We start from the raw sequence: 23,361 nt of genomic DNA, 5'->3' as shown, positions 1-23,361 counted from the left end.
GGCAAATTCTTATTGATCCCTAAGTTATAATCAATAACTATGTTCTTCTGATTTTATTGAGGTAATTATGATTCCTGTTGTACTCTCCGGTGGCTCTGGAACTCGCTTGTGGCCTGTCTCTCGAACAAAGCTACCAAAGCAATTCTGCTCAATCTTCGAGCAAAGCTTGCACACAATGACCTTGAATCGCTTATGCCGCCTTGGGGCCCCTTGGGTCATTACCTCTAAAAGTCTTCGTGATCTGACTGTGAAGAACATGCGTGACCTATCCATGGATGCGAATAACATCATCCTGGAGCCGATGGCCAAGAATACGGCACCTGCTATTGCGCTTCTTTCATTTCACCTTTTACAAAAAGGCCTGAAGGACAGTGTTGTTGGAATTTTTCCGGCAGATCACATTATTGAAAATGAAGAAGCCTTTCTTGCAGCCGTTCATCTGGCAAAAGCAGAAGCCTCGAAGGGCAAAGTAGTGACACTCGGTATTAAGCCTGATCATCCCGCAACAGGATATGGCTATATTCAAACTTCGAAAAATGCCAACTCTACGCTAGGCGCACTTGCTAGCTACTCAGTTCTAAAGTTCCACGAGAAGCCATCACTTGAGAAAGCCTCCACATTCCTGACTGAAGGGGGCTTCTTCTGGAATGCCGGTATCTTTATCTTTAAAGCTTCCACCATGGCGGAGCTTTTGGAGCAGCACCAACCAGAGCTTTGGTCCGCTGTTTCATCACTTAAAGAGGACTTTAGTAATATTGAAAGCATTTACACCAAAGTCGACAACATCAGCATTGACTATGCGATCATGGAAAAGCTTACTGCAGAGTCCCTATCATGCGTTCCTTGTGACATTGGCTGGAATGATGTTGGATCTTGGGATGCCATAGCAGATATTCTTGGTGGATCCGGCACAGAGAACAAGGTGGAAGTCCAAGGTAAAAACAACTTCATCCAATCCACTATCGATAAGACCTACGCCTTTGTCGGCGTAGAGGATCTTATCGTAGTCGATACAGCTGACGCCTTGATGATCACCAAAAAGGGCGCCACCCAAGCCGTAAAAGAAGCAGTTGATATTCTAAAGCTAAAAAGTCCAAAGCTTCTCACAGAACACACCTTCGAAGAGCGCCCTTGGGGTCGCTTTGAGGTTCTTCGTGACACTGAGTTCTTTAAATCAAAAGTAATTCAGGTTAACCCGTCGCAACAGATTTCCTACCAATCCCACTCCAAGCGTGAAGAGCATTGGCTTATCACTCAAGGAAAAGGCGAAGTGGTTCTTAATGACGAAATCATCCCGGTATCGCCCGGCTCTTACGTCAAAATCCCGCTCGGCGCGAAGCATCGCATCAGAAATCCGGGGACGACGGCCATTGAATTCGTCGAAGTCCAAATGGGTACTTACTTTGGAGAAGATGATATTGTAAGGTATCAGGACGATTACTCAAGATCCTAGGTACCCATGTTTAGTGAAATAAGAAAAGAACTGTTTTCCGTTTACAAATATCGATACGTTGTTTTTTCGTATATTCAGACAAACCTGAAGCTACGATACAGAAGATCCACCTTGGGGTTTGCATGGACCGTCCTTGCCCCAATGTTGAACTATTTGGTCATGGGAATTGTTTTTAGCTTCATCATGCGGGATCGCATCCCTAATTATTTTGCGTACTATTTCTCGGGAGCTGTTTTCTTTGCAGTAGTCTCAAGCACCTTGAATCGCGCTCCACTGTTCCTTCTGGGAAACGAACACTACATTAAAAAAATTTACATACCGAAGATGATTTTCATCCTTAACGGGACTCTCTATGAAGTCGCAAACTTTTTTTTATCAACCATGGCGTTGCTTCTACTGGGGGCCGTCTTCCAACAGCTTCATCTGTCAATACATGCGGTACTAGCACTTATCCCCTTTACCTTATTAGTATTTTTTTTGATTGGAATCGGGTCTATAATCAGCATTGCTACCGTGTACTTCCGAGATCTAAATCACATCGTTCCTGTGATTGTTCAGGCATTCTTTTTCTTAACCCCAGTTATATATGAAAGATCTATGATTCCTGATAAGTACCAGTTTCTGGTAGTTTTGAATCCATTTTTCTACTTCCTAGAGGCCTATCGAATTCCTTTAATATTCAATAGTTTTCCTCCATTGCATTATTACGGAATCTGTTTCGCATTAGCTATTGGCTCCTTCTGCCTTGGCGTCCATTTAATCAAAAAATTCGACAATAAGATTGTATTTAAACTTTAATATGAGTTCAGACCAAACATCCATTATTCTAAAAAACGTGTCCCTTACATACGATCTGCACTATGACCGTACGAACTCCCTCAAAGAGGCGGTCATTAATTTTTTGACCAAACGTCAATACGTTCCCCGAAAGAAAGCACAGCTTAATGCTCTCTGCGGTGTCAACGCCACAATCAGCCTCGGGGAGCGCGTTGGCATTATAGGACTCAACGGAGCAGGCAAAAGCACCTTATTAAAGGTTATTTCTGGGATATTAAAGCCCACAGCAGGTGAAATTATCGTCAATGGAAATATTCAACCCCTAATCGAAATTGGCGCCGGATTTGATCCTGAGTTTACGGGTCGAGAGAACATATATCTTAACTCTTATATGTTAGGTTTCACCAAAGATGAAGTTCGCCAGCACGAGCAAGAAATCATTGACTTTGCGGATCTCGGCACATTCATAGACACTCCGATAAAGTATTACTCATCCGGCATGGCGGTGCGATTGGCGTTCTCTATTGCCACAATTATCAAGCCAGAAATTCTGGTCTTTGACGAGATGCTGGCCGCCGGAGATGCCTCCTTCATCGACAAAGCCAAAAAGAGAATTGATGATCTTATCAACAAGGCCAAGGTGATGGTCATTGTCTCTCACGATTTAAACCTAATCAAAACAACCTGCACCAGATGTCTTCTGATGGAAAAAGGTCAAGTGGCTTTCGACGGACCTCCGGCTGAAGCAATCAAACGATATCTGGACTCTATTAAGAAGTGATTTTATGACGAACAACAAGATTGTAGTATTTGGTTCAGGTGGACATGCAAAAGTCCTGATAGATATTATTGAAAAACAAGGCCGCCATCAAATAGGCGCTTTGGTGGACTATAAGCCTCAGCGCACTCATCTTTATGAGTACTCTATTATTTCTGAAGAGGATTTTTTTGCCAACCCAATCTCAAAAACAGGCTTCGTCGCTATCGGCGACAATTTTACTCGTGCAAAAATCGTAGAAAAAATTCTTTCAAAGATCCCTGAATTCAGGTTCATTACAGCCATACATCCAAGTGCCCAAATTGCCAAGAATGTAACAATAGAAGAGGGCACCTGCCTGATGGCTCATACATCGGTAAATTCAGACAGCAAAATTGGCCGTCACGTTATAGTAAATACGAATTCCAGCATTGATCATGACTGCACAATTGAGGACTTTGCTTCTGTGGCTCCGAACGCCGTGCTAGGGGGAAGCTGTCACGTATCTAAATACAGTGCGATTTCCATCGGGGCATCAGTTATTCACGGAGTTCGAATTGGGGAGAATTCCGTAATAGGAGCAGGAGCAACCGTTATTGGAAACATTGACGGAAACGGAACATATGTTGGCACCCCTGCACGACTATTAAAACCAAGAAAGGCTGGAGACAAATATCTTTAAGATACCAGATACTTCGCCACCCAATCCTCCGCCTTATCATAGTCACCTGGAGTATCGATTTCGCAACATCTGACATCAATTTTGCTGAAAGGTAAGTAGTCTTGCACTAACTCATACACATACGAGTTTCTTAGCTTTACTCTGCTACCCTTAATCTTCAGGAGGCCAGTCCACTCATGGCTTGTTTTCTCCCGAGTAAACCCGACGACTCTTCCAGAGATGTCTAATTCAACACATACGGGTTGCTCCGTCGATGGCGGACAAACACCAACAAGCTCCCCAGGTTGACTCAACACACGATTCCAATCTTCTGGATGCACAAGCAGATCACCATCCAAAGAAAGGACGTACTCCTTGGAATATCTGGCGCCAAGAGCGAAACTATAACCAGTCTGAGTACTTGAATACTGATTGTTTAATACAAACATCACATCACTTCGAACTTCGCGTACGGCAGAGATTACATCCTCCGCGCGATAACCTACGACAACTCTGACATCCTCAACATCTTTCAGTAACTCTAGCTGCCAATGTATTAAAGGGCGTCCGGCAATCTGAATAAGCGATTTTGGAATACCCATTCCAAGGCGTGTCCCCATACCCGCACAACTTACAACAACTGACGTAACATCCTGCATAATGCTTTCTCCGAATAAGTGACGTGTGTGGCTACCTGAAAAAGAGAACTCGCTGGTCGATGAACCAAACCACAGGCAATACCGATCTCGGCGACCTCAAGCATCCCGGCATCGTTATGACCATCACCGACCGCAACCACATTATCATAATTACTTGCGATATCCTTCTTTTCTAGAATATTCCTAAGCTCAACAATTCTATCATCTTTTTCAACTGCATTAGATGTATAATAGCGAACTCCAAGGCGATCCAAATAGCTCGCAACCCAAACATCCAGATTCGCAGTGACAACCCTACATCGACTAGAATTCTCCACAACGAATTGCATTAACTCTTCATTTAGTGGTACGGAATTTACGATATCTCGAACTTCACTAATTGGAACTTCCTTAAGAACATCTATTCTCCTGCGAAGATTCTCATGATAAGGAACATTACCCCGAATAGCAGCCGTTGTGAGTTCTGATATCTGTTTTTGTTTAACAGGCCCAAGACGCTTACCAATTTCAGGCAATAACTCCTGCCTGGTAAGCGTGCCATCAAAATCAAATAGGAAAACAAAAGGAGAACTGGACATCTTGGTAAAACCTTATTTAGGGCGCGCGACGAACGCATAAAAATGCGTATTATCCCACCTATTCATCGCAGGTGGATAGATATCTACCAACTCAGTATTGAAATGCTCCGACAAATGACCCAACTGCCTTTCGAACCAAGGATATCTTGCATAGTAGTCAGTACCAAGCTCCTGAGAGTATGAATCAACTATCACTTCAGACTTTACACCACACTGATTCTTTACAATCAAAACACCGTCATCCTTAAGCAAAGCCAGACACTTGCGATATAGATCCACTTCCTCCAGGTCCGAAATAAAGTTAACAACTCCAAAGATAATTATCGTGTCGTACGTCTTATTTTTGTCTACAAAATGGAGAATATCCGACTCGACAACTTCAAATTTATCCTCACGCGGACACTTTTCCAGAAAACCCGGGTACTTATCTACACCTTTGATATAACTAGACGACTGAAGTAGTTCTCTAGCCAATGTGCCAGTCCCGCAGCCTAAATCAAGCAAAGATCCACCTTCTCGATGATATTTTCTTACAAGAGCAACATCAAACTCCAACCTACCGTCATCTCGATAGTTTGTCGCAATTCTAGCATCATCAATTTTTTCTCTAGACTTCCAAAAGGTATCAATTTTTGATTTATTCACTGTCACATGACCCACCGTTGATAAAGTTATATGCCCACAAAACATCACTATATTTTTACATTATAACAAGAGCATACTTATTCATAATGCCGGACTTCTTAATAAGTCCGGCATTAGCCACAAAGAGATTTCCAAAATGACATATCGAAAATCGTCTCTGATAATTTTGCACCTTTAAAAAATGCGGCCTTCTAAAAGCGGAGTATGCCAATACCCATTCTCAAGATACATCTACCTATCCAGCGCAAGGATCTATCCAAACGAAAGTCGTGAAGCCACAACAAAAGGCCCTAAATCATCCGCAACGCCACCAATTGTACAATCCACAATAGTGTAGTTACCAAAACCATCCAGCGCTTGGCTCAACTCATCCTTCCTCGGCACATCACTAATTTTAAAAGGAGACAAGACTTGATAAAATCCGCACGAATGAAGATTTCGACGAGTTCTCTCAAGATCCCCACTTTGAATAACAAATCCATTGTGTGCAAATTGATTAACAGAGCCGTGACTTACCGGCTCCATAAATAACACCATCAAATCTTTTGTGAATGCACCTAATGATCTCCCTATTCCTGGTCGCCACATAAATTGGGTGGAAAGAAAAGAGTCGGCAACGATCAAGGCACCACGTTTTGCGACTAGCCCAGGATCAACATCATCAAATGCATTCTTATCCAACCTCTCAAAATAAAAATCCGGCAAGGACCTGACCAAAAAATCTAAATCAGCCTTTGCACCATAGAAGTATACATCCTTACTTTCACATCTACTCCTCAGAACCCTAACAAGTTGCCTACGATGCTCAGGGGCCAACAACTCAGCAACTCCTGAAGTCACACTCAAAAGATATGCCCTTCGAAAAACAGTCTCTAAATACTGCCTATCTAAATTAGCATCATCTGACACTTTCTTAATTAACTGATTCAGATGTTCCTGCTGGGCAACAAACACACCGCCAAAGGCACGCTGCAAAAGAGTCTCCATCTTCCACTCGTACCACCTCATGAACGGCGCCCCGATCCTCTTTATAAAACGATTTAACATACAAATCCAATCAACTGGCATGGGAAGCTGAGCTTTCCAGCACACTCATAAACAAGTTAAAGTCAAATGCCTTAATGTTAGAGCTTTTGGGTCGAATAACGACATCCGAGTCCTTAATTTCACGCGGACTCGAATAGTCAACAATGTTCAATTCACCAATCCTCAACAAATCTTCTCGAAGTTTTTCGATATTTCCAACCCCTTCGTGGCTAAGAAGCGCTACCACGGGTCGGCCAAGCAGAATTGCCTCCTTCATAACAGAGGATGTACCACAGGAAATAATATATTCATGATTTAAAATAACTTCGGTCGAATTCTCCTCACAAGAAATTATTTGCGATGGACTATTCTCCTTAAATAACCTCTCCAAACGATCCATACCATTCCACCGTGGGAACTTTACTGAAGTATCCGGCGTCAATAAAGGAGCAAAGAATTCAAAGACCCCTCTCTCTCCAAATCTCCAGCGGAGATACTCAACCATAGAAACCATTAAACATCGCTTATTGGGTTTATAACCTAACGAAGACGTCATCCCTGCACTGACTTTAATCCAACCTGTATCAACAACCTTCGTATAGCCAGAGTATTCACTATATTCGTTAAATGGATTGCAATAAAGATCGAATATTGGAGCATATACTTGCTCATTCAATCCTCCTTCACTCCATGGGCTGCTCAAGTCGTGCGGTATAAAACAGGTTAAAAATGGACGCAAGGTCCTAATTAACTCCATAGTTCCAACATATGCCCCATACTTCTCAAAAAACGCAGGCAGATACTTTTCGGCAAGTGATCGACTCAATATAGGGTGCGCACTAGATACAAATATCAATTTTTTACTAACATCTCGTTGAACCATAAATGCCTGCAGATCAGTTACGGCAAAATCCAACTCGAATACCTTATATCCAGCATTCTTTAGATAACGAAAGAGCGGCCCCAGAACATATTCGCTATCTTCTCCAACAAGAACAAATTCGTATTCGCTCACACTCAACACATTAACACTCTTCCAATACTCTTATTTGGGATTCTTAATAAAAGAGAATACCTATCACCTACCTCATAGACAATCCTGTAGAACAATGAATAACGACTCGCCGAATCAGAGTCACGGGTTCGCATAGTAAAGCCTTTGGTAAAAACTCAAACCAACCGAAGACACTTGCAAGTAACTGAGGTTCCCCCTTTATCTGGAAGAGGGATTTTTGAGTCTCGATGTGTTATGCAGGTAACATAGCCTGCATTTCCTGTGCAAATTGTTTCGGTGTTTTCATTCCAGCTCCACTATGTGGACGTTCTTCGTTGTATTCTTTTCTCCACCTTACAAAGACGAAGCGAGCATGGTCGATGTTCATAAAGGCATGATCATTCAAGCATTCATCTCTGAAACGACCATTGAAGGATTCGATAAATGCGTTTTGAATTGGCTTCCCGGGCTCAATAAACTCAACCCCAACACCACGAAGGCACGCCCACTCAAGCAACGCCTTGGATTGAAAGTCTGGCCCATAGTCGCAGCGAAGGCGTTTTGCCAAAACTCCGAGGCTGTCTAAATATCTTGTGATCCGATTTCCAGAAATTGAGGTCTCAACGAGGAAGCCTGGACTTTGTTTGGTGAAGTCATCCACCAGGGTAAAGCAACGAATTCGTCGTCCTGATTCAATTCTGTCACTGACGAAATCCATCGACCAAACTTCGTTCGGGGCAATTGCTTTGGGGCTTGGAAATCTCAATACAGATCCCATTTTCTCTTTCTTACGGTTTTTAAGCTGTAATCCCAAAAGCGCATAGATTCGCTCTGTACGCTTGTGATTCTTAACCAATCCTTCTTTGAGCAAATGCCAATGAAGCCGTGGAGAGCCATAACGACGATGTTTAGCGGTCAACTCAAGCATACGCTCTCGCAGTGCAGAGTCGTCCTGCTGCGTGCTCTCATAGCCAAAAGTGGATCGATTCAGGCCCCAAAACGCGGCAGGCTCTTGCCTTTGAAACTTTGAACTGATCAACAAAAACCGTTGCTGCAGTTCGCTTGGCTTTGAGCCCTACCACTTTTTTGAATTCACTTCTTTCAAGATCTGATTATCGAGCGATAGATCCGCGACGAGTTTTTTCAGTCGCATGTTTTCTTGCTCCAGTTCTTTGAGTCTTTTGGCTTCGGAAACTTCCATTCTGCCGAACTTAGATTTACAGTTGTACAGTATCTGCTCGTGCACGCTTAGCTCGCGACACAGGTCCTTTGGCTTTTCGCCGGTTTCCCAGCGCTTCAGGGCTTAATGATTTGTTCTTCGGCAAATCGCTTCTTCATAGACTCTCCTTTGTTCTTTTGACACAGAGAGACTCATTTATCAAGCTTCCTAGTTTGTTGGGGGAACCTCAGTTTTGTCTTAAGCGCTCTACTATACTACCAAAACTACTCATCAGATCTCCATTAGTTTGTCAGCGCCGGGAGCTAGTAATTTAAATCTGGCACCAGACAATCTCAATTTGTAATTCATCATTCGCGAAAATAGACTCAACTAAAACACTCATAGTGTCCGCCCGGGCACATATGACATCTTCCGCTCATCTTCTCCGCCCCATAAAATCACCAGGTCTTATGCTTGACCCAATACAAATGAGGCATAATCCTGCCACGTGTAGTTGAACTTTGCAGAAATAATCTTTTTCTGCACATTCAACACTTTATCCGTCTCACTCATGGCAAAAAGTATTGCCCTACTCATATCATCTATTGAGCTTGGATCGAATGTAAATTCACGATTCTCTAAAATATCCCAATCGCAAAACTCTTTTATATTTGGCATTCGAGCTACAACAGTTGGAGTCTCTAAACTAACACTCTCCATAAATGACAATGGAAACCCACCTTCGCAAAAGGAAGGACAAATAGTTACCTTAGCCAAAGTCATAAAACTATAAAGAACATTGGAGGGAATATTTGGGATACTCAGAATATCAAACACCAACCCTCTATCGACAATATACTTGTGTACCTTTTGCACTCCAACCGAGTCAAAACTTCCAGTTGTTATAAGCTTAACCGGACGTCTACTTCTACGAATAATATTTTCGACAGCTAAAACTACGTTGTTAAAGTTCTTATATTCACGAAGCTGTGATGGGAAGAAAATAAAATCAACATCCCCAAATGGAAAATCTACCAAATATCGAATTGATAGATCATTATATCTTCCGCCTAAAAAGCTATCCTTCAGATATTCATGAATATTCTGTAACGCAAGGCTTCGATCAATTCTCGTTAGCCCAAGATGGAATGGGGGCTGTTTAACTCGAATACTCTCCAGAGGGATTCCAAGAGCCTTCGCGCAATGATTATCCTTGACATAGTTCGACATCGTGACAACTTCGCCACCCCTTCCCACCGCTCTACGTAATGATTCAAGACCAGAGTCAACTGAAAAAAACAGGGGCGCCTCAAGAGGAATGTAATCCCAAAAACACCAAACTTTTCGAGGCCCCAGCTCAGCGGCCAAATGCCAATCGGGCCGAGGCACATACCAAACATCTACATTCTGACGCAAAGCCTTAGATAGCATCTTCTTCTTATAATCATATGCACAGAGAAAAGAGTTCTCTATTCGTCTATATAGATATAATTGAAGAAAAACAGGTCCAATCCCAAGACAATAAAGACCACATTTTAAACTTCTTTTTAAGACTAATCCAAATTCTGGTCTTGGATAATTGCGGACACCGCGATAACGAAAGACAACATACTTTGCCAACGAGTAGTAAATCTTCGCAGTATCCACAAAGAAAGAGATCATGTTAGCTTTTCTAGCCTCCTGCGTTCTCTTCCCTCTACCGATAATTCTTTGAAACAATGTTTTTTCTTTTACAGTTCTAAACTTCAATAGATTAGCATCACCGCCTAAATCTCGAATGACATTTTTTAAAGCAAGCTCACACCCTTTGGAGGCAACTACACAGACTTCCTTACCTTCACTAAGCCAGAAAGGCACGACCTTGCCAATCACTCGCACGATACCTTCGCCAACCGTAAAGGAACTTCCTGGAGTCTCAATCCATATACCAACCTTAGTATTTTTTTCTTTCTTTTTAGGGGATAAAGTCTGCATAGTCTCTCAACTGAATTGATTTAAGAATTGAAGAATACACTTTGGCACCCACGACTTCGCAGGCACCATGATAACTATAGTTTTTTAATTTCTCGAAAGGTGGAACATAAGGTGTCAGATCTTTTTCCATATCGGATAGGGCCGCAGCTGCATCCTTGATATCAAAAGGATCAAAAAACTTCATATTTAAAGAGAAGCTTCTATCAATATGCTCTTGCTGTGGATAACGCGAGCTCAGCGCTCTAACACCCATGCGAGCGGCCTCAATTACACTAAACGTACCGTTGTCCGTAATCACATTATGCCACAAAAATCTCGCACCACTCACAACCTCTTGGTACTCTCTATCTGAAACATTTCCCTTAATTAGAAGGTTTTTCCGAACATTTTCAGATCGAGCAATCGCATCATTAACTAATCTGTGATATGGATGCATCTGATTATAGATCCCGCGATCTATCTCAGGATCAAAAAAGTGAGTATGAACACCAGTCATGACACATTTCAATTTACCACCAAATTTGCTGTAATATAATTCCAGCGCCTTCACAGCTCTAATGTGGTTTTTGTGAATTGATCCATTCGTTACCCATACAAAGTAGTCCCCCTGAGGCTCACGTGGTCCGCTGACAAACTTTTCAATGAAGGAATCATCATACAAAGGATCAAGGAGAGTAATTTCTTTTTTCCTACCAACATATGACAACAAATCTTCAGCAGTACCAGGACTACTAGCGAAGGCTACATCAGCATTACGGAAGTTACGATAAATAGTGTTTAAAAAAATCGGATTAGCATACAGCCCGCTGTCAAAAATATCTGGAATATATCTCTGAATAAAGTCGGTCGCAAATATGCCGAAGGCCCTAAAAGGCAGAACAGCACCATCTAACCTATCCACCATAAACAGCCAGAAATCACAATCCAAATAACCGTTTCCTCCGTCAAAAGGAACTACATAGTCACCCTTATAGCTTCGAAGGTTCTCTTTCTTTAACCCAAGGAGTTCACAATACTCCAGCCCCTCTTGAGCAGTAAACCTTTTCATTTCCAAATGGCGAATCTCAATACCCATATCAACCAAATCCCCGAGGTCCGTATCGAGGTCGTATCTGCTATCAGTATTTCCGAATACAATTTGAAGATTCAGACCGAACTTGTCGGAGTAGTTTTTGAGTAATTTAGCGTAAATCTTCGCAATTCGAAACGAACCACCCTCATAATAAACAGGAAGAAATAATCCAATCTTCAATTAATGCTCCAATCAAATACGCAAAACATTACGAGCCTTACAATCGTTTACCATTAACCAACAGATTTCTTAAGTGCACTGACTACATAGGCCACTTGCTCATCCGTTAGTTGCGAGAACGTTGGCAGGTTAATACCCAAACAAGAAATCAACTCAGCGTTCTTAAATACGCAATCCTGTCGATGTGGCGGCATTACATGCATATTATAAAACACAGGCCTAGTTTCCACTCCCAACTCCGCCATTAGCTGCATCACCTTGTCGCGGCGCTCGGCGCCTCCATTATCGAGAACTACCGTATACATCCAATATGAATGCGTCGAAAATTCATTACAAGCTTGTGTACGAACAGAGATACCAGAATCCGAAATCAATCTATCATATGTCTTCGCAATTCGCGTACGCTGATCCAAATGCCATTGCACTTGCTCCAATTGCGCTAGACCGATTGCCGCCTGAATATTTGTCATTCGATAGTTATAACCGACAATAGGATGCCAGTACCGACGATTAGGGTCCATTCCCTGCCCTTTTAGCAGCCTCATCTGAGCAGCCAACTTATCGTCATTCGTTGTAACCATTCCACCTTCGCCGGTAGTGATAGTTTTGTTACCGAAGAAACTAAAAGTCCCAACATGGCCGATGGAGCCAGTCTGTCTGCCTTTATAGGTAGCCCCAAGTGACTCAGCACAATCTTCGATTACATATAGACCGAACTCTTCGGCCAATTTCATAATTGGATCCATATCCACTGGAAGACCATAGAGATGGACAATGATTATAGCTTTTGTCTTACTTGTGATCTTTGGTCTAATTAAATCAGCAGTAATGTTCCAACTATTCAAATCACTATCTGCCAAGACGAGCTCCGCACCGACATACTTTACAGCATTTGCTGTTGCAATGTAGGTAAGCGTGGGAACAATTACCTCATCCCCAGGCCCAATCCCCATCGCCAACAATGGCAAATGCAAAGCCACTGTTCCATTCGAACATGTCAGCGAGTGCTTAACATCAATATATTTACAAAACGACTCTTCAAACTTAGCAATGTATTTGCCATTAGACGAGATCCACTCAGTATCGATGCAGTCTAAAACATATTCACGCTCTTTACCAATTAATGCTGGTTTTGCCACTGGTATCTTCATATTATTCCTCTACAAACTCTCTAAAAAAGCATCAACCAGACTTGCCTCATCTGAAGCACGTACCGGCGCCCACCCATAGGCCTTCATTAACTTATCATTGCCTGCAACGATCCGATGCGGTTCTGACCTTTTCAAAGAAGGATTCTCCACAAACTTGATCTTAATTTTCATTCTATCTGCCAATGCATAAGCCAACTTCTTCAGATTTTTTCCAACACCTGAAGAAAGATTAAAAATATTCATTGATCCGACCGCCACCGGCGGAGAAAAAATCACCTTTTCGAACAGAATCAAAAGATCTTGGATAGCCCCAAAGTCTCTTTCGATGTCAATATTACCAACAACAACTTCGGCCTCGGTAGAGCCATCTTCACTTGCAATAACTAATTGACGGTACACCGATGCCAAATAGAAATCCGGACGTTGAGACTTGTGCACATGATTGAAAACTCTGAGTGCTGTCACGGTCATCCCGGTATTCTCAGATATGATTCGCAACGATTCTTCAGCCAAGTATTTACTTAAAGCGTATACGTTTCGAGGGGTAACTTTATCACCTTCAACGTAAACGTGATCTCCGCTTTCAGCCAATCCAGACGAGTAAACCTGCCCAGTACTAGGGAAAACAAAGTGTATCTTCGCACTCTTCCTTGCAACAGCAGAGGCCAAAAAATATGTTCCCTCCGTGTTAACCCGAAACGCAAGGGATGGCTCACTCTCACACCTTGCCACAGAGCTAATTGCAGCCAAATGAACAACAACATCGAATTCATTGGCCTCTACAAAGCTAGAAACGGCATTTGCATCAGTAATATCCAATTCCGGTGAGAGCACTTCCACACCGCGAGAAGACAAGATCCCTGCTAAATGCCGACCAATAAATCCGTGGCCACCGGTTATGAGAACTCGCATGTCAATTAAGCCAATGAGCTTACAACTTTAAGATCCGAATCAACCATCATGTTTACCAGCTCTTTGAAGCTTGTTTTCGGCTCCCAGCCAAGCACATTCTTAGCTTTAGCCGGATCTCCAATCAAAAGATCCACCTCTGCGGGTCTCATGAATCTCTCATCAATTTTTACGTATTTCTTCCAATCAAGATCAACTCTCTCGAATGCAAGCTCCACAAATTCCTTAACCGTATGCGTCTCATTGGTGGCCACAACAAAATCATCTGGACGATCCTGTTGCAACATCAACCACATCGCTTCCACATAGTCTCCAGCAAAGCCCCAGTCCCTTCTAGCATCAAGGTTCCCCAGTCGAAGCTCCGTAGCCAGACCTTTCTTAATAAGCGCAGCGTGATACGAAATCTTTCGCGTTACAAATTCAATTCCACGACGTGGACTTTCGTGATTAAACAAGATCCCGCTACTTGCATGCATATTATAGGATTCACGATAGTTCACTGTGATCCAGTGACCATAAAGCTTTGCTACACCGTACGGAGAACGAGGATAAAATGGAGTCGATTCGATTTGAGGAACTGCCTGAACTTTACCAAACATCTCACTTGAGGATGCTTGATAAAAACGTGCTTTTGGTGCGGCCTTTCTGACAGCTTCAAGCATCTTAGTTACCCCAACCGCTGTAAACTCAGCAGTCAATACGGGCTGATTCCAAGATGTCTGCACAAAACTCTGCGCCGCTAGATTATAAACCTCATCAGGTCTAGCCTCTTCTACGGCTTCAATAAGCGACGGCTGATCAAGCAAATCCCCGGGCAGCAACTCAACCTGAGATAAAATGTGGTCAATTCTTCCGGTAATTTGAGTACTCGCACGGCGAGTCAATCCATATACTTTATAACCCTTAGACAAAAGAAGTTCTGCTAGGTATGAGCCATCTTGGCCAGTGATTCCTGTAATAAGCGCACGTTTCATTCTACTATTCCCTATGTTTTGTTCAAAAATGCGAAATAAATTCTTTACACTTCGAAGGATCGTTATCAAGCACTTTTGAGATAATTCGAAAAATACTAAATATGTCTGACGAATTCTCTCAAAGATCCATCCCAATTCGGCCACTCAAAACTACCTGAGCCCACCCCTTTGTTTTCAACAATTGCCCGAGCCAGGCCTTGCGGGTCCCGCAAGGAGAAGTAGCTCGGATAATCACTTCCGATCTCACGAAAAACTGGTATGTCGCTACAAATCACCGGTATTTTCATCGCCATCGCCTCAACCAAAGGAAGCCCAAACCCCTCCGCATGAGACGCAAAAATCAAACCTTTCGCATGAGCATAGCAGTACTGCAGATCCGGATCAGAAACAGATTGCAAAAGAAACATTTTTTTTCCAAGCTCTGGGTGGCTGTTAATTCGGGACATTATATCCTCACACATCCAACCAACTCTTCCAACTACAACCAAAGATTCTTTATACCCACTCGCCCAAAGCAACTCGAACGCATCAAGAATAAAACCGTGATTCTTTCTAGGTTCAATAGTTCCGACGACCAACCATGGCTTCTGAGCGCTAAATATACTCTTTACTAGCTCCCCACCAACAACCCCTATCTTTGGAACAAAGTCACTGCCCAATCGAAAGGAGTCAATCCGGGGACCAGATAGTCCATTTGAAACGGCATACTGACTCAGATCCTGGGCCACTGACCTCGAGATGCAAATAAACTGATCAACAACAGTAAAAAGACGAGGCAATGCACGTGAAAAATTACGACAATTCACTTCTTCAACGAACTGCGAGTGTGTGATTGGGATTAAATCATATATGACGGCAACCACTTTGCGGAGACCATGATCAGAATTCTTGATGGCCTTCGTTACGTCGTATGTCCAAAAAACATCCAGTAGCACGAATACACTTCCACTCTCAAACACAACACGTTCTTTTCTGTTACGCCATGATACCAGCAAAAGACGTAAGTATTTAACAAGAGCAAATCCACGTCGTAGCGCAAACTCTACCCAGTCCCACATCGGCTTTACCCACGAGGGGCCGATGGACTTCCATTTTGCCAATATTTCTTTTCCTTTACTTCCAACCTGGGCAATCGTAGGTCGCACCTTTAATACATCTTCTACATCTACTTTGTAGTATCGATTAAGAATGCATACGACCGGGCAAAACTCGTATCCGTACTCCTCTTTTGCCAGAGCAGCACGCGCAATCAAGTTCCTAACAACCCGCTGAATCCCGGTGTTAAGTCCACTTTGGTAAGTAAATGTGCAGTCCAGATAGACTTTTTTTGACATGAAGAGATTCTATGCATTTGATTGAAAAGCGCAAATCACTTTGCACCCCTACGCACCCCGACAAGACAAGCGCCGCACATTTAGATAAATTCGCCCCACTGGAGGGAGCACATGCCGTTGAAGTTCGGAACAAGCGGAGTCAGAGGATTGGTATCAGAATTTACCGACAGAGAGGTGTACCTTCTGGTCACTGCCTTCCTCAAACATGCATGCACCAACTCTGACAAGACTCCAGTTGCCACGGGGATGGATCTTAGGGAAAGCAGTCCCAATATTTTGAAAGCCGCTCATAGAGCCATATTTGACTTCGGTTGCCCCATTTACTCCTGCGGTGTCCTACCAACACCAGCCCTTGCCAATTTTGCTCAGATTAAAAAATTTTTATCTCTGATCGTAACTGGCAGCCACATACCTGCCGACCGAAATGGAGTTAAGTTCTACCTAACCACGGGCGAAACACTCAAACAAGACGACGAAAACATCTTCGCGATCTATCAGAGCCTCCGATCTGATAATTTTTGTTCAAATCTTTTTAACGCGGAAGGTAATTTCAACGAAAGTCAGAATGTGATCTTGCTGGACACATCAGCACAGGCCAATAAAGTATACAGCCAAAGGTACACTGACTTCTTCACAGATTCTCCGCTTCGAGGTTTGAAAGTTCTCGTCTATCAACACTCTTCTGCTGCCAGGGATATTTTACCAAAGATTCTGACCGACCTAGGCGCTTCGACTATAGAGATCGGTCGAAGTGACACCTTCATCCCTGTAGACACAGAGGCCGTTGAATCTTTGGATCAATTTAAGTTCTGGATTAAAAGCCACGATGCAGACGCCCTTGTGAGCACTGACGGTGATGGCGATCGACCATTGGTCATTGATAACCTTGGCAATCTAGTACAAGGAGACAAGTTGGGAATCCTAACAGCAAAACTCTTGAATATTGCTGCCATAGGCCTTCCTATTAGCTGTAACACTGGCATCTCCCAAATTTCATCATTCAAAGAAATCACCTATACTAAAATTGGTTCTCCCTATGTTGTTGAGGCTCTGAACAATTTAAACAAGAAACACACCTCCGTTGCTGGCTTCGAGGCCAACGGAGGTTTCATCCTCAGCACTCAAGTCAAAAAATCAAAAACATTGGAAGCTCTCCCCACTCGGGATTCAGTTCTGCCTATCATATCGATCCTGACAGCTGCCGCTCTTCAAAAAAGAAAGCTGCATGAAATTATAGCAGAGCTACCCGCACGTTTTACTTCAAGCATCTTAGTAAAAAACTGTCCTTTGGAAAAAAGCAGTCAAATTCTAAAAGCTGTCCAAAACAGCCCATACGAATTCATTAAAGATCTTGTCGAGGTTTCCAAAGATGCAAACCTCACGGTAAATAACCTGGACGGTGTCAGAATTACCACCAAAGAAAATGAAATAATTCACTTCCGCCCTTCAGGCAATGCCCCCGAATTCCGGTGTTATACCGAGGCTTCAACTCAGCAGCGTGCCGACGAAATCAGCCAAAAGGCGTTGAGGAAAATTTCTCACATGATATCCTCAGATTGATTTGCCACTCTTGCATATTATCAGACTCTCCAATTCAAGACATCCGGTAGATATATTGGGAGCCTTGATAGCAGCACCTGATGATTTACTATAAACGACGACATCCGCATGAGCTGGATCTGCAGAACAAAGAATTTTGTGAACATCTTGTGCTCTTGCGAAGTATCCGGCTGAGGTTTTAACTTTTTCCAACGCCGCTGCCACCAGCACCCAACTGGCTTCACTTTCGTTATAAGCTCCTTCTGGAAAACAGCGAGTGCCGTCTTCGAAAAATCCGACATAGGCAGGCTGAAATGACAACAACTCAGAACCCTTTAAATATCGTCTGATTTCCATGAGCTTTTCTGGAGAGAAAGTGACCTCAGGGCGTCGCATTGGCCAAAGCTCAACGAGCTGAACACCCAAAACGAATATCAAAATCAAGTTACGCCACTTTCTGTTAGGACACCAATTGTGTACTTTGAACAGATACCAAACGATGATCAAATAGAAGAATGGCCATATAAAACGACCCGACACCCTCAGACTTGACGTAATGGACTTGAACGGAGCAAGCACACCTTCCAAATCAAGGATGATATTGCCGCCGAACCTAATTTTATCCATGTATGAATAAAGCAGGCACAACACAAAAGACACAACTAAACCTTTTACAAACAAAGAAGAAAATCTTTGTTCACTTTTTCGTCCCCAGATCACACCCGCAATGATAGAGATAATGAGACCCAATCCGAGATAGCTAAGTGACTCGTATGAGCCACCATGTGATCGTAATCCGGGTACAAATAACGATCGCCCCTGAGAGTTAAACCATCCCAGCAGATCCATGTTGTAGGACCCAAATCCATATCCGGTACCCGACTTAAGAGAAAAGTACCCATATCCCGCTAACAAACCCAAAGCGCTCCCAAAAAGCAAAACAGTCAACGGCAGCTTTACATAGAACTTAAGACTTCTGTCAGTAACCAGCCAAACTATAAAAATTCCGCCGACCATAGCAAAAAGATACGGATGCACACCCGTCAAGAAACAAAGCAAAAGACCAACAAACAAGAAATTTTTCAACCGGTTTGAACCGACCATTCCCCATAGAATCAGACATAGAAAGACCCAATGCGCCGACAAAGAGGCATGATCAAAACGATTTAAAAAAGGAGTACTCAAAACGAAGAAGCTCGAAAAAAGGCAGGCTTCTATATCTTCATACCCCACAGCCCGCAGAATCTTTTCCCCAAAGGCCAACATCAGGAAAAAACATGAAAATAACCACAGCCCAAAATACTGTACAGGCTCATGAGTTATCGACTTCACTGCCAGCGCAATTAAAGGAATAACATCCAACTGCACACTTAATACGCCCACCGGATACGCCAAATGGTCAAAGTACGTCCATGGCATACCCCAGTCACTGCCTTGATAAAAGAGCCAGCCATAAAGATGAATAACACCATCCCCTCTTAGCCAAGTGTAATTAAAAGGGTTCAGCGCAGATACACCGACAAAAATATGGAACCACAACAAACTTAGGATGAACAAAAGCAAGTAACGCAGCGACACCTTCACAATAAGATCCTCTTGCAATTTCTTATTTGAGATCTATCTAATATACACAAAGCTATCTTCGTTTTTAAAGAATGTATATTATTGACTGCCTAAGGAAACAATTTCGATGAATGGTGTGTCCCTTGATCTTTCTATTGTAGTTCCTACTCACAACGAAGCCACCAACATCAGCGCACTTGCCAAAGTAATGGGCACTCTGCTTAGTGCCGCGGGCATTAGCCATGAAATAATATTCGTAGACGACGGCTCATCCGATCATTCTTGGACGGAAATTCAGAATCTGTCGTCGTCCCAAAAAGGCGTCACAGGCATCAAATTCTCCAGAAACTTCGGTAAAGAATCCGCCATCGCAGCGGGAATCAGAAATGCACAAGGTGTTTACACCATTACCATGGACTGCGATCTCCAGCACCCGCCTAAAATTGCACTGGAAATGTACGAGCTGGCCACAAAACATCAGTACGATGTAATTGACGCCGTAAAAGAGCAGCGCCAAAAAGAATCCACCTTGAACCGGATCGCTGCAAACGTATTTTATGTGACTTTTAAAAAACTATCTGGCGTTGATATTCACAACTCTACAGACCTAAGAATTTTGAGCCCAAAGGCCAAAGAAGCCTATCTCAGCCTTTCCGAAAGCGCCCATTTCTTCAGAGGAATGACCACCTGGATCGGTTACCGTAGGGCCCAAATATATTTTACTCCGCCAAATAGAAATGCTGGCCGAAGCCATTGGTCCATATTTAAACTTTTGGGACTGGGAATAAGAGCCCTTACTTCTTACAGCTCCGCTCCCTTACAGATAGTGACACTGCTTGGAATTATCATGGCTCTTTTTTCTGTTGTTCTAGGTGCCTGGTGTCTTTACATCTATCTATCGCACCAATCTTTACCAGGATTCACGACTGTTATTTTACTTCAGCTAATTATCGGAACAGTTACAATGCTGGGCTTGGGAATTATGGGTGAGTATGTGGCAAGAATCTATGATGAGGTTAAAGGAAGACCTAAATACCTTATCGCTGAGAAGTGCTCACAAAGCTCTGTCCAGGAAAGATAAGGTTCACAAATCCTTTCATGCTATATCTTTTTGAGGCCTCGAATGCGTTCATAGACATGCTTCTGGCCTCAGAGCGATGCCCGAGATACCAATTCAGAGCTTTGCAAATTTCCAAAGGACTGTTTTTTTCAACAATTATTCCTTGCAGGTTTTCATTATATGAAAGCACCGTGCGCACATACCCAACATCTGTACTAATACAGAACATTCCGCGAGCCATCGCTTCAAGCAGAACACGCGGACCTGTCTCTGCGTGCGAAGGCATGACAAACACATCATTTTCCTCGTACCTTTCAGACAATGTCCTTCCACTTTGATGTCCATAAAAGACAACTTCCGACTGCAAGCCGAGACTATTGACCATCTCTTCCAAATTAAGGCGATCCTCTCCGTCGCCCACAATAGAAAGAATGAATTTTGCATTGGGAACCCACTCTTTAAAAAGAGCTAAGGCATTAATGAGGTCGCCGGTTCCCTTGGCATACCTCAGGTATCCCACCGACAGAATTTTGATTTTCTCACACTCCCCTACAAACTGACGCTCGAAATAGTCTGACTCCTGCAAGGTACTCTCGATAACAACGTTCATGCGACGACGCAGGAAGAACGGTACTCGTGGTAAAACCGAAGGCCCATTACAGGACGATCTGGAAACCGCGGCCGCCACACAAGTCAGAAAAAACTCAGGGTAAAAGACAACACTTCTTAAAACCTTGACCGGCAATGTAGACTTAGAGTTTCCCCAAATAGCCTCAAACGGATTGGCAACGAAATGATAATTTAAAACAGCTCCAGATCTTTTAAAGAATGGGAGAAGCCAGGAAAATGGTTCAAACGTACGAATATAATAGTACTGACACTTTCTAGCAAAGTGAAACAAGCCCGCTGCGATCTGAGGCAGACATTTAATCGAGTGCAAATAACTTTTAAACGGAGGCAAAGGAAGAATTTCAACATCACTATCGGCTATGAACACATCAGACTCTTTAACCGCAGACGTATCCAACTTCGAAAGAAGCACCAAAGAACCGTTAGCCTTCTCTCTGAATGCTCTGAGATACTTTTCGTGAATTGCCGGAACATAAAAACCGCCATCCACACGCTTCACACCCCAGTTACAGTACATCCCAATACGCATACTAGATTCTCTGCTTCGCCAGCGCCAATGGTGGATTCAAATAGACAGCATCGTCGACAAGCGTCCCCCGTACCACTCCGCAGGGCCCAACCATCGTCCCTTTGCCAACAATCGAGCCACTGGTGACCACGCAGTTCGCCGCCAACCATGCTCCTTTCTTAATCAGGATCGGTTCGTTCTTAGCCCTGGCATACCGGTAACTGCCATTGCTGTATCCGTGATTGCCATCGGTAATAACTACATTCATAGCTACCAACACTTCATCTTCAATCACAACACTGACCCTAGACATCACTGATGCATTGGGACCGATATAGACATGATCCCCACAGGAGATATTTTCAAGTCCTCTAAGCACTGCCGAGCTGGCAACTTGGAAATCTTTGCCACATTTTTTCATAGCCAGACCATAAAGGAAGCCTCTTACTGCCATCAATTTGGGAGTGTCAGGAACCCACAATAAGAAAAAGCGAATCCAAAATGCATACAACAGTAATAACTTATGTTTCATTTCTATCTCTTTTCATATCAATCAGGACCCCACAAAGCGCCAAAACCGCAACCACAAATGGAATCACCGCACTTAAAACCATGGCCTCACGAATTGAAATCCCGTCGGTATAGTATAAAACAGCAATTCCATAGAGCAAAACAATCGCCAAATTTACGACAATCAACCTTCCATAACGCGATCGTAAAGTGTCATACTGCTGAACAACCATTAGGAATGTTCCCGTTAATACCATCCAAGATCCCATCCAAACCAATTCTGCAGCATCACGATACTTCGACCCAAAAATCGCCACAAAGAAATCAGGTGGCACAACAACGACTGTTATACAGAACAGGGCCGCCACACCAAGACAGACCACTCCGACTTTGAGGAAGCGTTTATAAAAAGTTCTTACATCCCGGTTCAGGGTATGTGCGAGAACAGTATAGTTCACACCGAATATTATTACAGCGACCGCAGTTAAAGGCTCAATCAGTTTAATAACTAACTGAAAATTTCCGTAATCTGCTGGCGGCATTCGAAAACTAAGTAAGACAGAGAATATTCGAGCCTGAAAACCGGCTAAGAAACCAACGATAGTCATCAACATGCCAGACCTGAAAATATCCTTGGCGAACCCGAGTGAGAGCCCTGAAGTTGAAAAAACGATTCCTAGTTTTCTACGAATAATCAAATGGTAGGCGGATAAAAACAAACCCTGACTTGGCGTTGCCAAAGTCAAAATCGTCACAGGAGCCTTTAATAAGGCCAGAATCACGCGAACAAGATTAAAGACCCCCACTCCAAACATCTCTGAAAGTTGCGCCAGATCATTACGCAGCCGAACGCTTGCCGCCATCCCGACACATTCTGTAACTTTAAAAAACAGACGCCCCGAAGAAAGTAGCATCAGATAAAGAAATTCGTCCTGCCTATCCCTAAGGTAAGCCACCGCCAGAAAGATCGTAACCCCAATCCAGATAACAAGACTCTGCAAGGCCCAAAGGCCACAAATTCTGCTTTCGTCTTCTGGATTTTTAATCAGGTGATTACTAAGATGAGCGGGGTGAAAAAAGTTAAAAACCCCCACCATGGTTATAGTGGTAAGAACCAGTTGATAAAGACCAAACTGCTCTGGAGTGTAAACAGAGGCCAATAAAAAAGTGGCCACAAATGAGGAGCCATATCTGACTGCAAGATTTAGATTGCCCCATAAGGTATTAACTATAATATTTTTTCTCATA

The 23,361-nt window shown here is 43.1% G+C and carries 23 protein-coding genes; 6 read left to right on the top strand and 17 right to left on the bottom strand.

The window, feature by feature from the left end; genetic code table 11:
* The first annotated feature begins 67 nt into the window (after nt 1-67).
* From ACZ5ZZ_RS07275 to ACZ5ZZ_RS07260, 4 genes are read left to right on the top strand one after another with little or no spacing between them, the layout of a single operon-like run.
* Entirely contained in the window at nt 68-1,453 is a 1,386-nt protein-coding gene (locus ACZ5ZZ_RS07275; protein WP_464142019.1) for a mannose-1-phosphate guanylyltransferase/mannose-6-phosphate isomerase, read from the top strand.
* Between the two features lie 6 nt (nt 1,454-1,459).
* Nucleotides 1,460-2,251: an ABC transporter permease gene (locus ACZ5ZZ_RS07270; protein ID WP_464142017.1), complete on the top strand. Its 792-nt coding sequence runs from the start codon at nt 1,460-1,462 to the stop codon at nt 2,249-2,251.
* A gap of 1 nt (nt 2,252) precedes the next feature.
* Nucleotides 2,253-3,011, top strand: a complete 759-nt coding sequence (locus tag ACZ5ZZ_RS07265) for an ABC transporter ATP-binding protein (protein WP_464142015.1) — start codon at nt 2,253-2,255, stop codon at nt 3,009-3,011.
* 4 nt (nt 3,012-3,015) lie between these two features.
* Complete coding sequence (locus ACZ5ZZ_RS07260) at nt 3,016-3,669, top strand: acetyltransferase (RefSeq protein ID WP_464142012.1); 654 nt, start codon at nt 3,016-3,018, stop codon at nt 3,667-3,669.
* Here the strand turns inward: ACZ5ZZ_RS07260 and ACZ5ZZ_RS07255 are convergent.
* The 13 genes from ACZ5ZZ_RS07255 to ACZ5ZZ_RS07195 all read right to left on the bottom strand — a co-directional run bounded on the left by ACZ5ZZ_RS07255 (nt 3,666) and on the right by ACZ5ZZ_RS07195 (nt 16,303).
* Nucleotides 3,666-4,307 (bottom strand): phosphocholine cytidylyltransferase family protein, encoded by a 642-nt coding sequence (locus tag ACZ5ZZ_RS07255; RefSeq protein WP_464142010.1) that lies wholly within the window; start codon nt 4,305-4,307, stop codon nt 3,666-3,668. The genes ACZ5ZZ_RS07260 and ACZ5ZZ_RS07255 overlap by 4 nt on opposite strands.
* Entirely contained in the window at nt 4,280-4,885 is a 606-nt protein-coding gene (locus ACZ5ZZ_RS07250) for an HAD-IB family phosphatase (RefSeq protein ID WP_464142008.1), read from the bottom strand. The genes ACZ5ZZ_RS07255 and ACZ5ZZ_RS07250 overlap by 28 nt, the downstream gene beginning before the upstream one ends.
* A 12-nt stretch (nt 4,886-4,897) precedes the next feature.
* Nucleotides 4,898-5,536: a class I SAM-dependent methyltransferase gene (locus ACZ5ZZ_RS07245; protein WP_464142006.1), complete on the bottom strand. Its 639-nt coding sequence runs from the start codon at nt 5,534-5,536 to the stop codon at nt 4,898-4,900.
* 246 nt (nt 5,537-5,782) lie between these two features.
* Nucleotides 5,783-6,517 (bottom strand): hypothetical protein, encoded by a 735-nt coding sequence (locus ACZ5ZZ_RS07240; RefSeq protein ID WP_464142004.1) that lies wholly within the window; start codon nt 6,515-6,517, stop codon nt 5,783-5,785.
* Nucleotides 6,518-6,587: 70 nt separating this feature from the next.
* Nucleotides 6,588-7,571: a hypothetical protein gene (locus ACZ5ZZ_RS07235; RefSeq protein WP_464142002.1), complete on the bottom strand. Its 984-nt coding sequence runs from the start codon at nt 7,569-7,571 to the stop codon at nt 6,588-6,590.
* A gap of 232 nt (nt 7,572-7,803) precedes the next feature.
* Entirely contained in the window at nt 7,804-8,592 is a 789-nt protein-coding gene (locus ACZ5ZZ_RS07230; protein ID WP_464141999.1) for an IS3 family transposase, read from the bottom strand.
* A 33-nt stretch (nt 8,593-8,625) separates the two neighbouring features.
* Nucleotides 8,626-8,850 (bottom strand): transposase, encoded by a 225-nt coding sequence (locus ACZ5ZZ_RS07225; protein WP_464142375.1) that lies wholly within the window; start codon nt 8,848-8,850, stop codon nt 8,626-8,628.
* A gap of 327 nt (nt 8,851-9,177) precedes the next feature.
* A complete protein-coding gene (locus tag ACZ5ZZ_RS07220) occupies nt 9,178-10,683 on the bottom strand; it encodes a glycosyltransferase (protein WP_464141997.1) in 1,506 nt (501 codons plus the stop codon).
* A complete protein-coding gene (locus tag ACZ5ZZ_RS07215) occupies nt 10,664-11,935 on the bottom strand; it encodes a glycosyltransferase family protein (protein WP_464141994.1) in 1,272 nt (423 codons plus the stop codon). The genes ACZ5ZZ_RS07220 and ACZ5ZZ_RS07215 overlap by 20 nt, the downstream gene beginning before the upstream one ends.
* Before the next feature lie 53 nt (nt 11,936-11,988).
* Entirely contained in the window at nt 11,989-13,086 is a 1,098-nt protein-coding gene (locus ACZ5ZZ_RS07210; protein ID WP_464141992.1) for a DegT/DnrJ/EryC1/StrS family aminotransferase, read from the bottom strand.
* Nucleotides 13,087-13,095: 9 nt separating this feature from the next.
* Nucleotides 13,096-13,998 carry an NAD-dependent epimerase/dehydratase family protein gene (locus ACZ5ZZ_RS07205; protein WP_464141989.1) on the bottom strand — a complete coding sequence of 301 codons (903 nt, stop codon included), beginning with the start codon at nt 13,996-13,998 and terminating at the stop codon, nt 13,096-13,098.
* Nucleotides 13,999-14,003: 5 nt separating this feature from the next.
* Nucleotides 14,004-14,969, bottom strand: coding sequence for a GDP-mannose 4,6-dehydratase (gmd, locus tag ACZ5ZZ_RS07200; protein ID WP_464141987.1), 966 nt, complete (start codon nt 14,967-14,969; stop codon nt 14,004-14,006).
* A 95-nt stretch (nt 14,970-15,064) separates the two neighbouring features.
* Complete coding sequence (locus ACZ5ZZ_RS07195) at nt 15,065-16,303, bottom strand: glycosyltransferase family 4 protein (protein ID WP_464141985.1); 1,239 nt, start codon at nt 16,301-16,303, stop codon at nt 15,065-15,067.
* Nucleotides 16,304-16,414: 111 nt separating this feature from the next.
* On the opposite strand from ACZ5ZZ_RS07195, the gene ACZ5ZZ_RS07190 reads away from it, so the two are divergent.
* Nucleotides 16,415-17,863: a phosphohexomutase domain-containing protein gene (locus tag ACZ5ZZ_RS07190; protein WP_464141982.1), complete on the top strand. Its 1,449-nt coding sequence runs from the start codon at nt 16,415-16,417 to the stop codon at nt 17,861-17,863.
* On the opposite strand, the gene ACZ5ZZ_RS07185 is transcribed toward ACZ5ZZ_RS07190, so the two are convergent.
* Nucleotides 17,855-19,426, bottom strand: coding sequence for a DUF6311 domain-containing protein (locus ACZ5ZZ_RS07185; protein ID WP_464141979.1), 1,572 nt, complete (start codon nt 19,424-19,426; stop codon nt 17,855-17,857). The two genes, ACZ5ZZ_RS07190 and ACZ5ZZ_RS07185, sit on opposite strands and share 9 nt — an antisense overlap.
* Nucleotides 19,427-19,532: 106 nt before the next feature.
* Between ACZ5ZZ_RS07185 and ACZ5ZZ_RS07180 the strand changes: the two genes are divergently transcribed.
* Nucleotides 19,533-20,486 (top strand): glycosyltransferase family 2 protein, encoded by a 954-nt coding sequence (locus ACZ5ZZ_RS07180; RefSeq protein ID WP_464141976.1) that lies wholly within the window; start codon nt 19,533-19,535, stop codon nt 20,484-20,486.
* On the opposite strand, the gene ACZ5ZZ_RS07175 is transcribed toward ACZ5ZZ_RS07180, so the two are convergent.
* Genes ACZ5ZZ_RS07175 through ACZ5ZZ_RS07165 form a run of 3 tightly spaced genes read right to left on the bottom strand, consistent with a single transcriptional unit; the run spans nt 20,443 to nt 23,360 of the window.
* Nucleotides 20,443-21,594 carry a glycosyltransferase family 4 protein gene (locus tag ACZ5ZZ_RS07175; RefSeq protein ID WP_464141973.1) on the bottom strand — a complete coding sequence of 384 codons (1,152 nt, stop codon included), beginning with the start codon at nt 21,592-21,594 and terminating at the stop codon, nt 20,443-20,445. The genes ACZ5ZZ_RS07180 and ACZ5ZZ_RS07175 overlap by 44 nt on opposite strands.
* A gap of 31 nt (nt 21,595-21,625) precedes the next feature.
* On the bottom strand, nt 21,626-22,135 hold the full coding sequence (locus ACZ5ZZ_RS07170; protein WP_464141970.1) for an acyltransferase: 510 nt from the start codon (nt 22,133-22,135) through the stop codon (nt 21,626-21,628).
* Entirely contained in the window at nt 22,125-23,360 is a 1,236-nt protein-coding gene (locus ACZ5ZZ_RS07165; RefSeq protein WP_464141967.1) for an MATE family efflux transporter, read from the bottom strand. The genes ACZ5ZZ_RS07170 and ACZ5ZZ_RS07165 overlap by 11 nt, the downstream gene beginning before the upstream one ends.
* Nucleotide 23,361 lies beyond the last annotated feature (1 nt).

The organism is Bdellovibrio sp. HM001 (assembly GCF_055397275.1).
The sequence above is the reverse complement of the archived record's forward strand: the minus strand, read 5'-3'. Positions and strand labels throughout refer to the sequence as shown.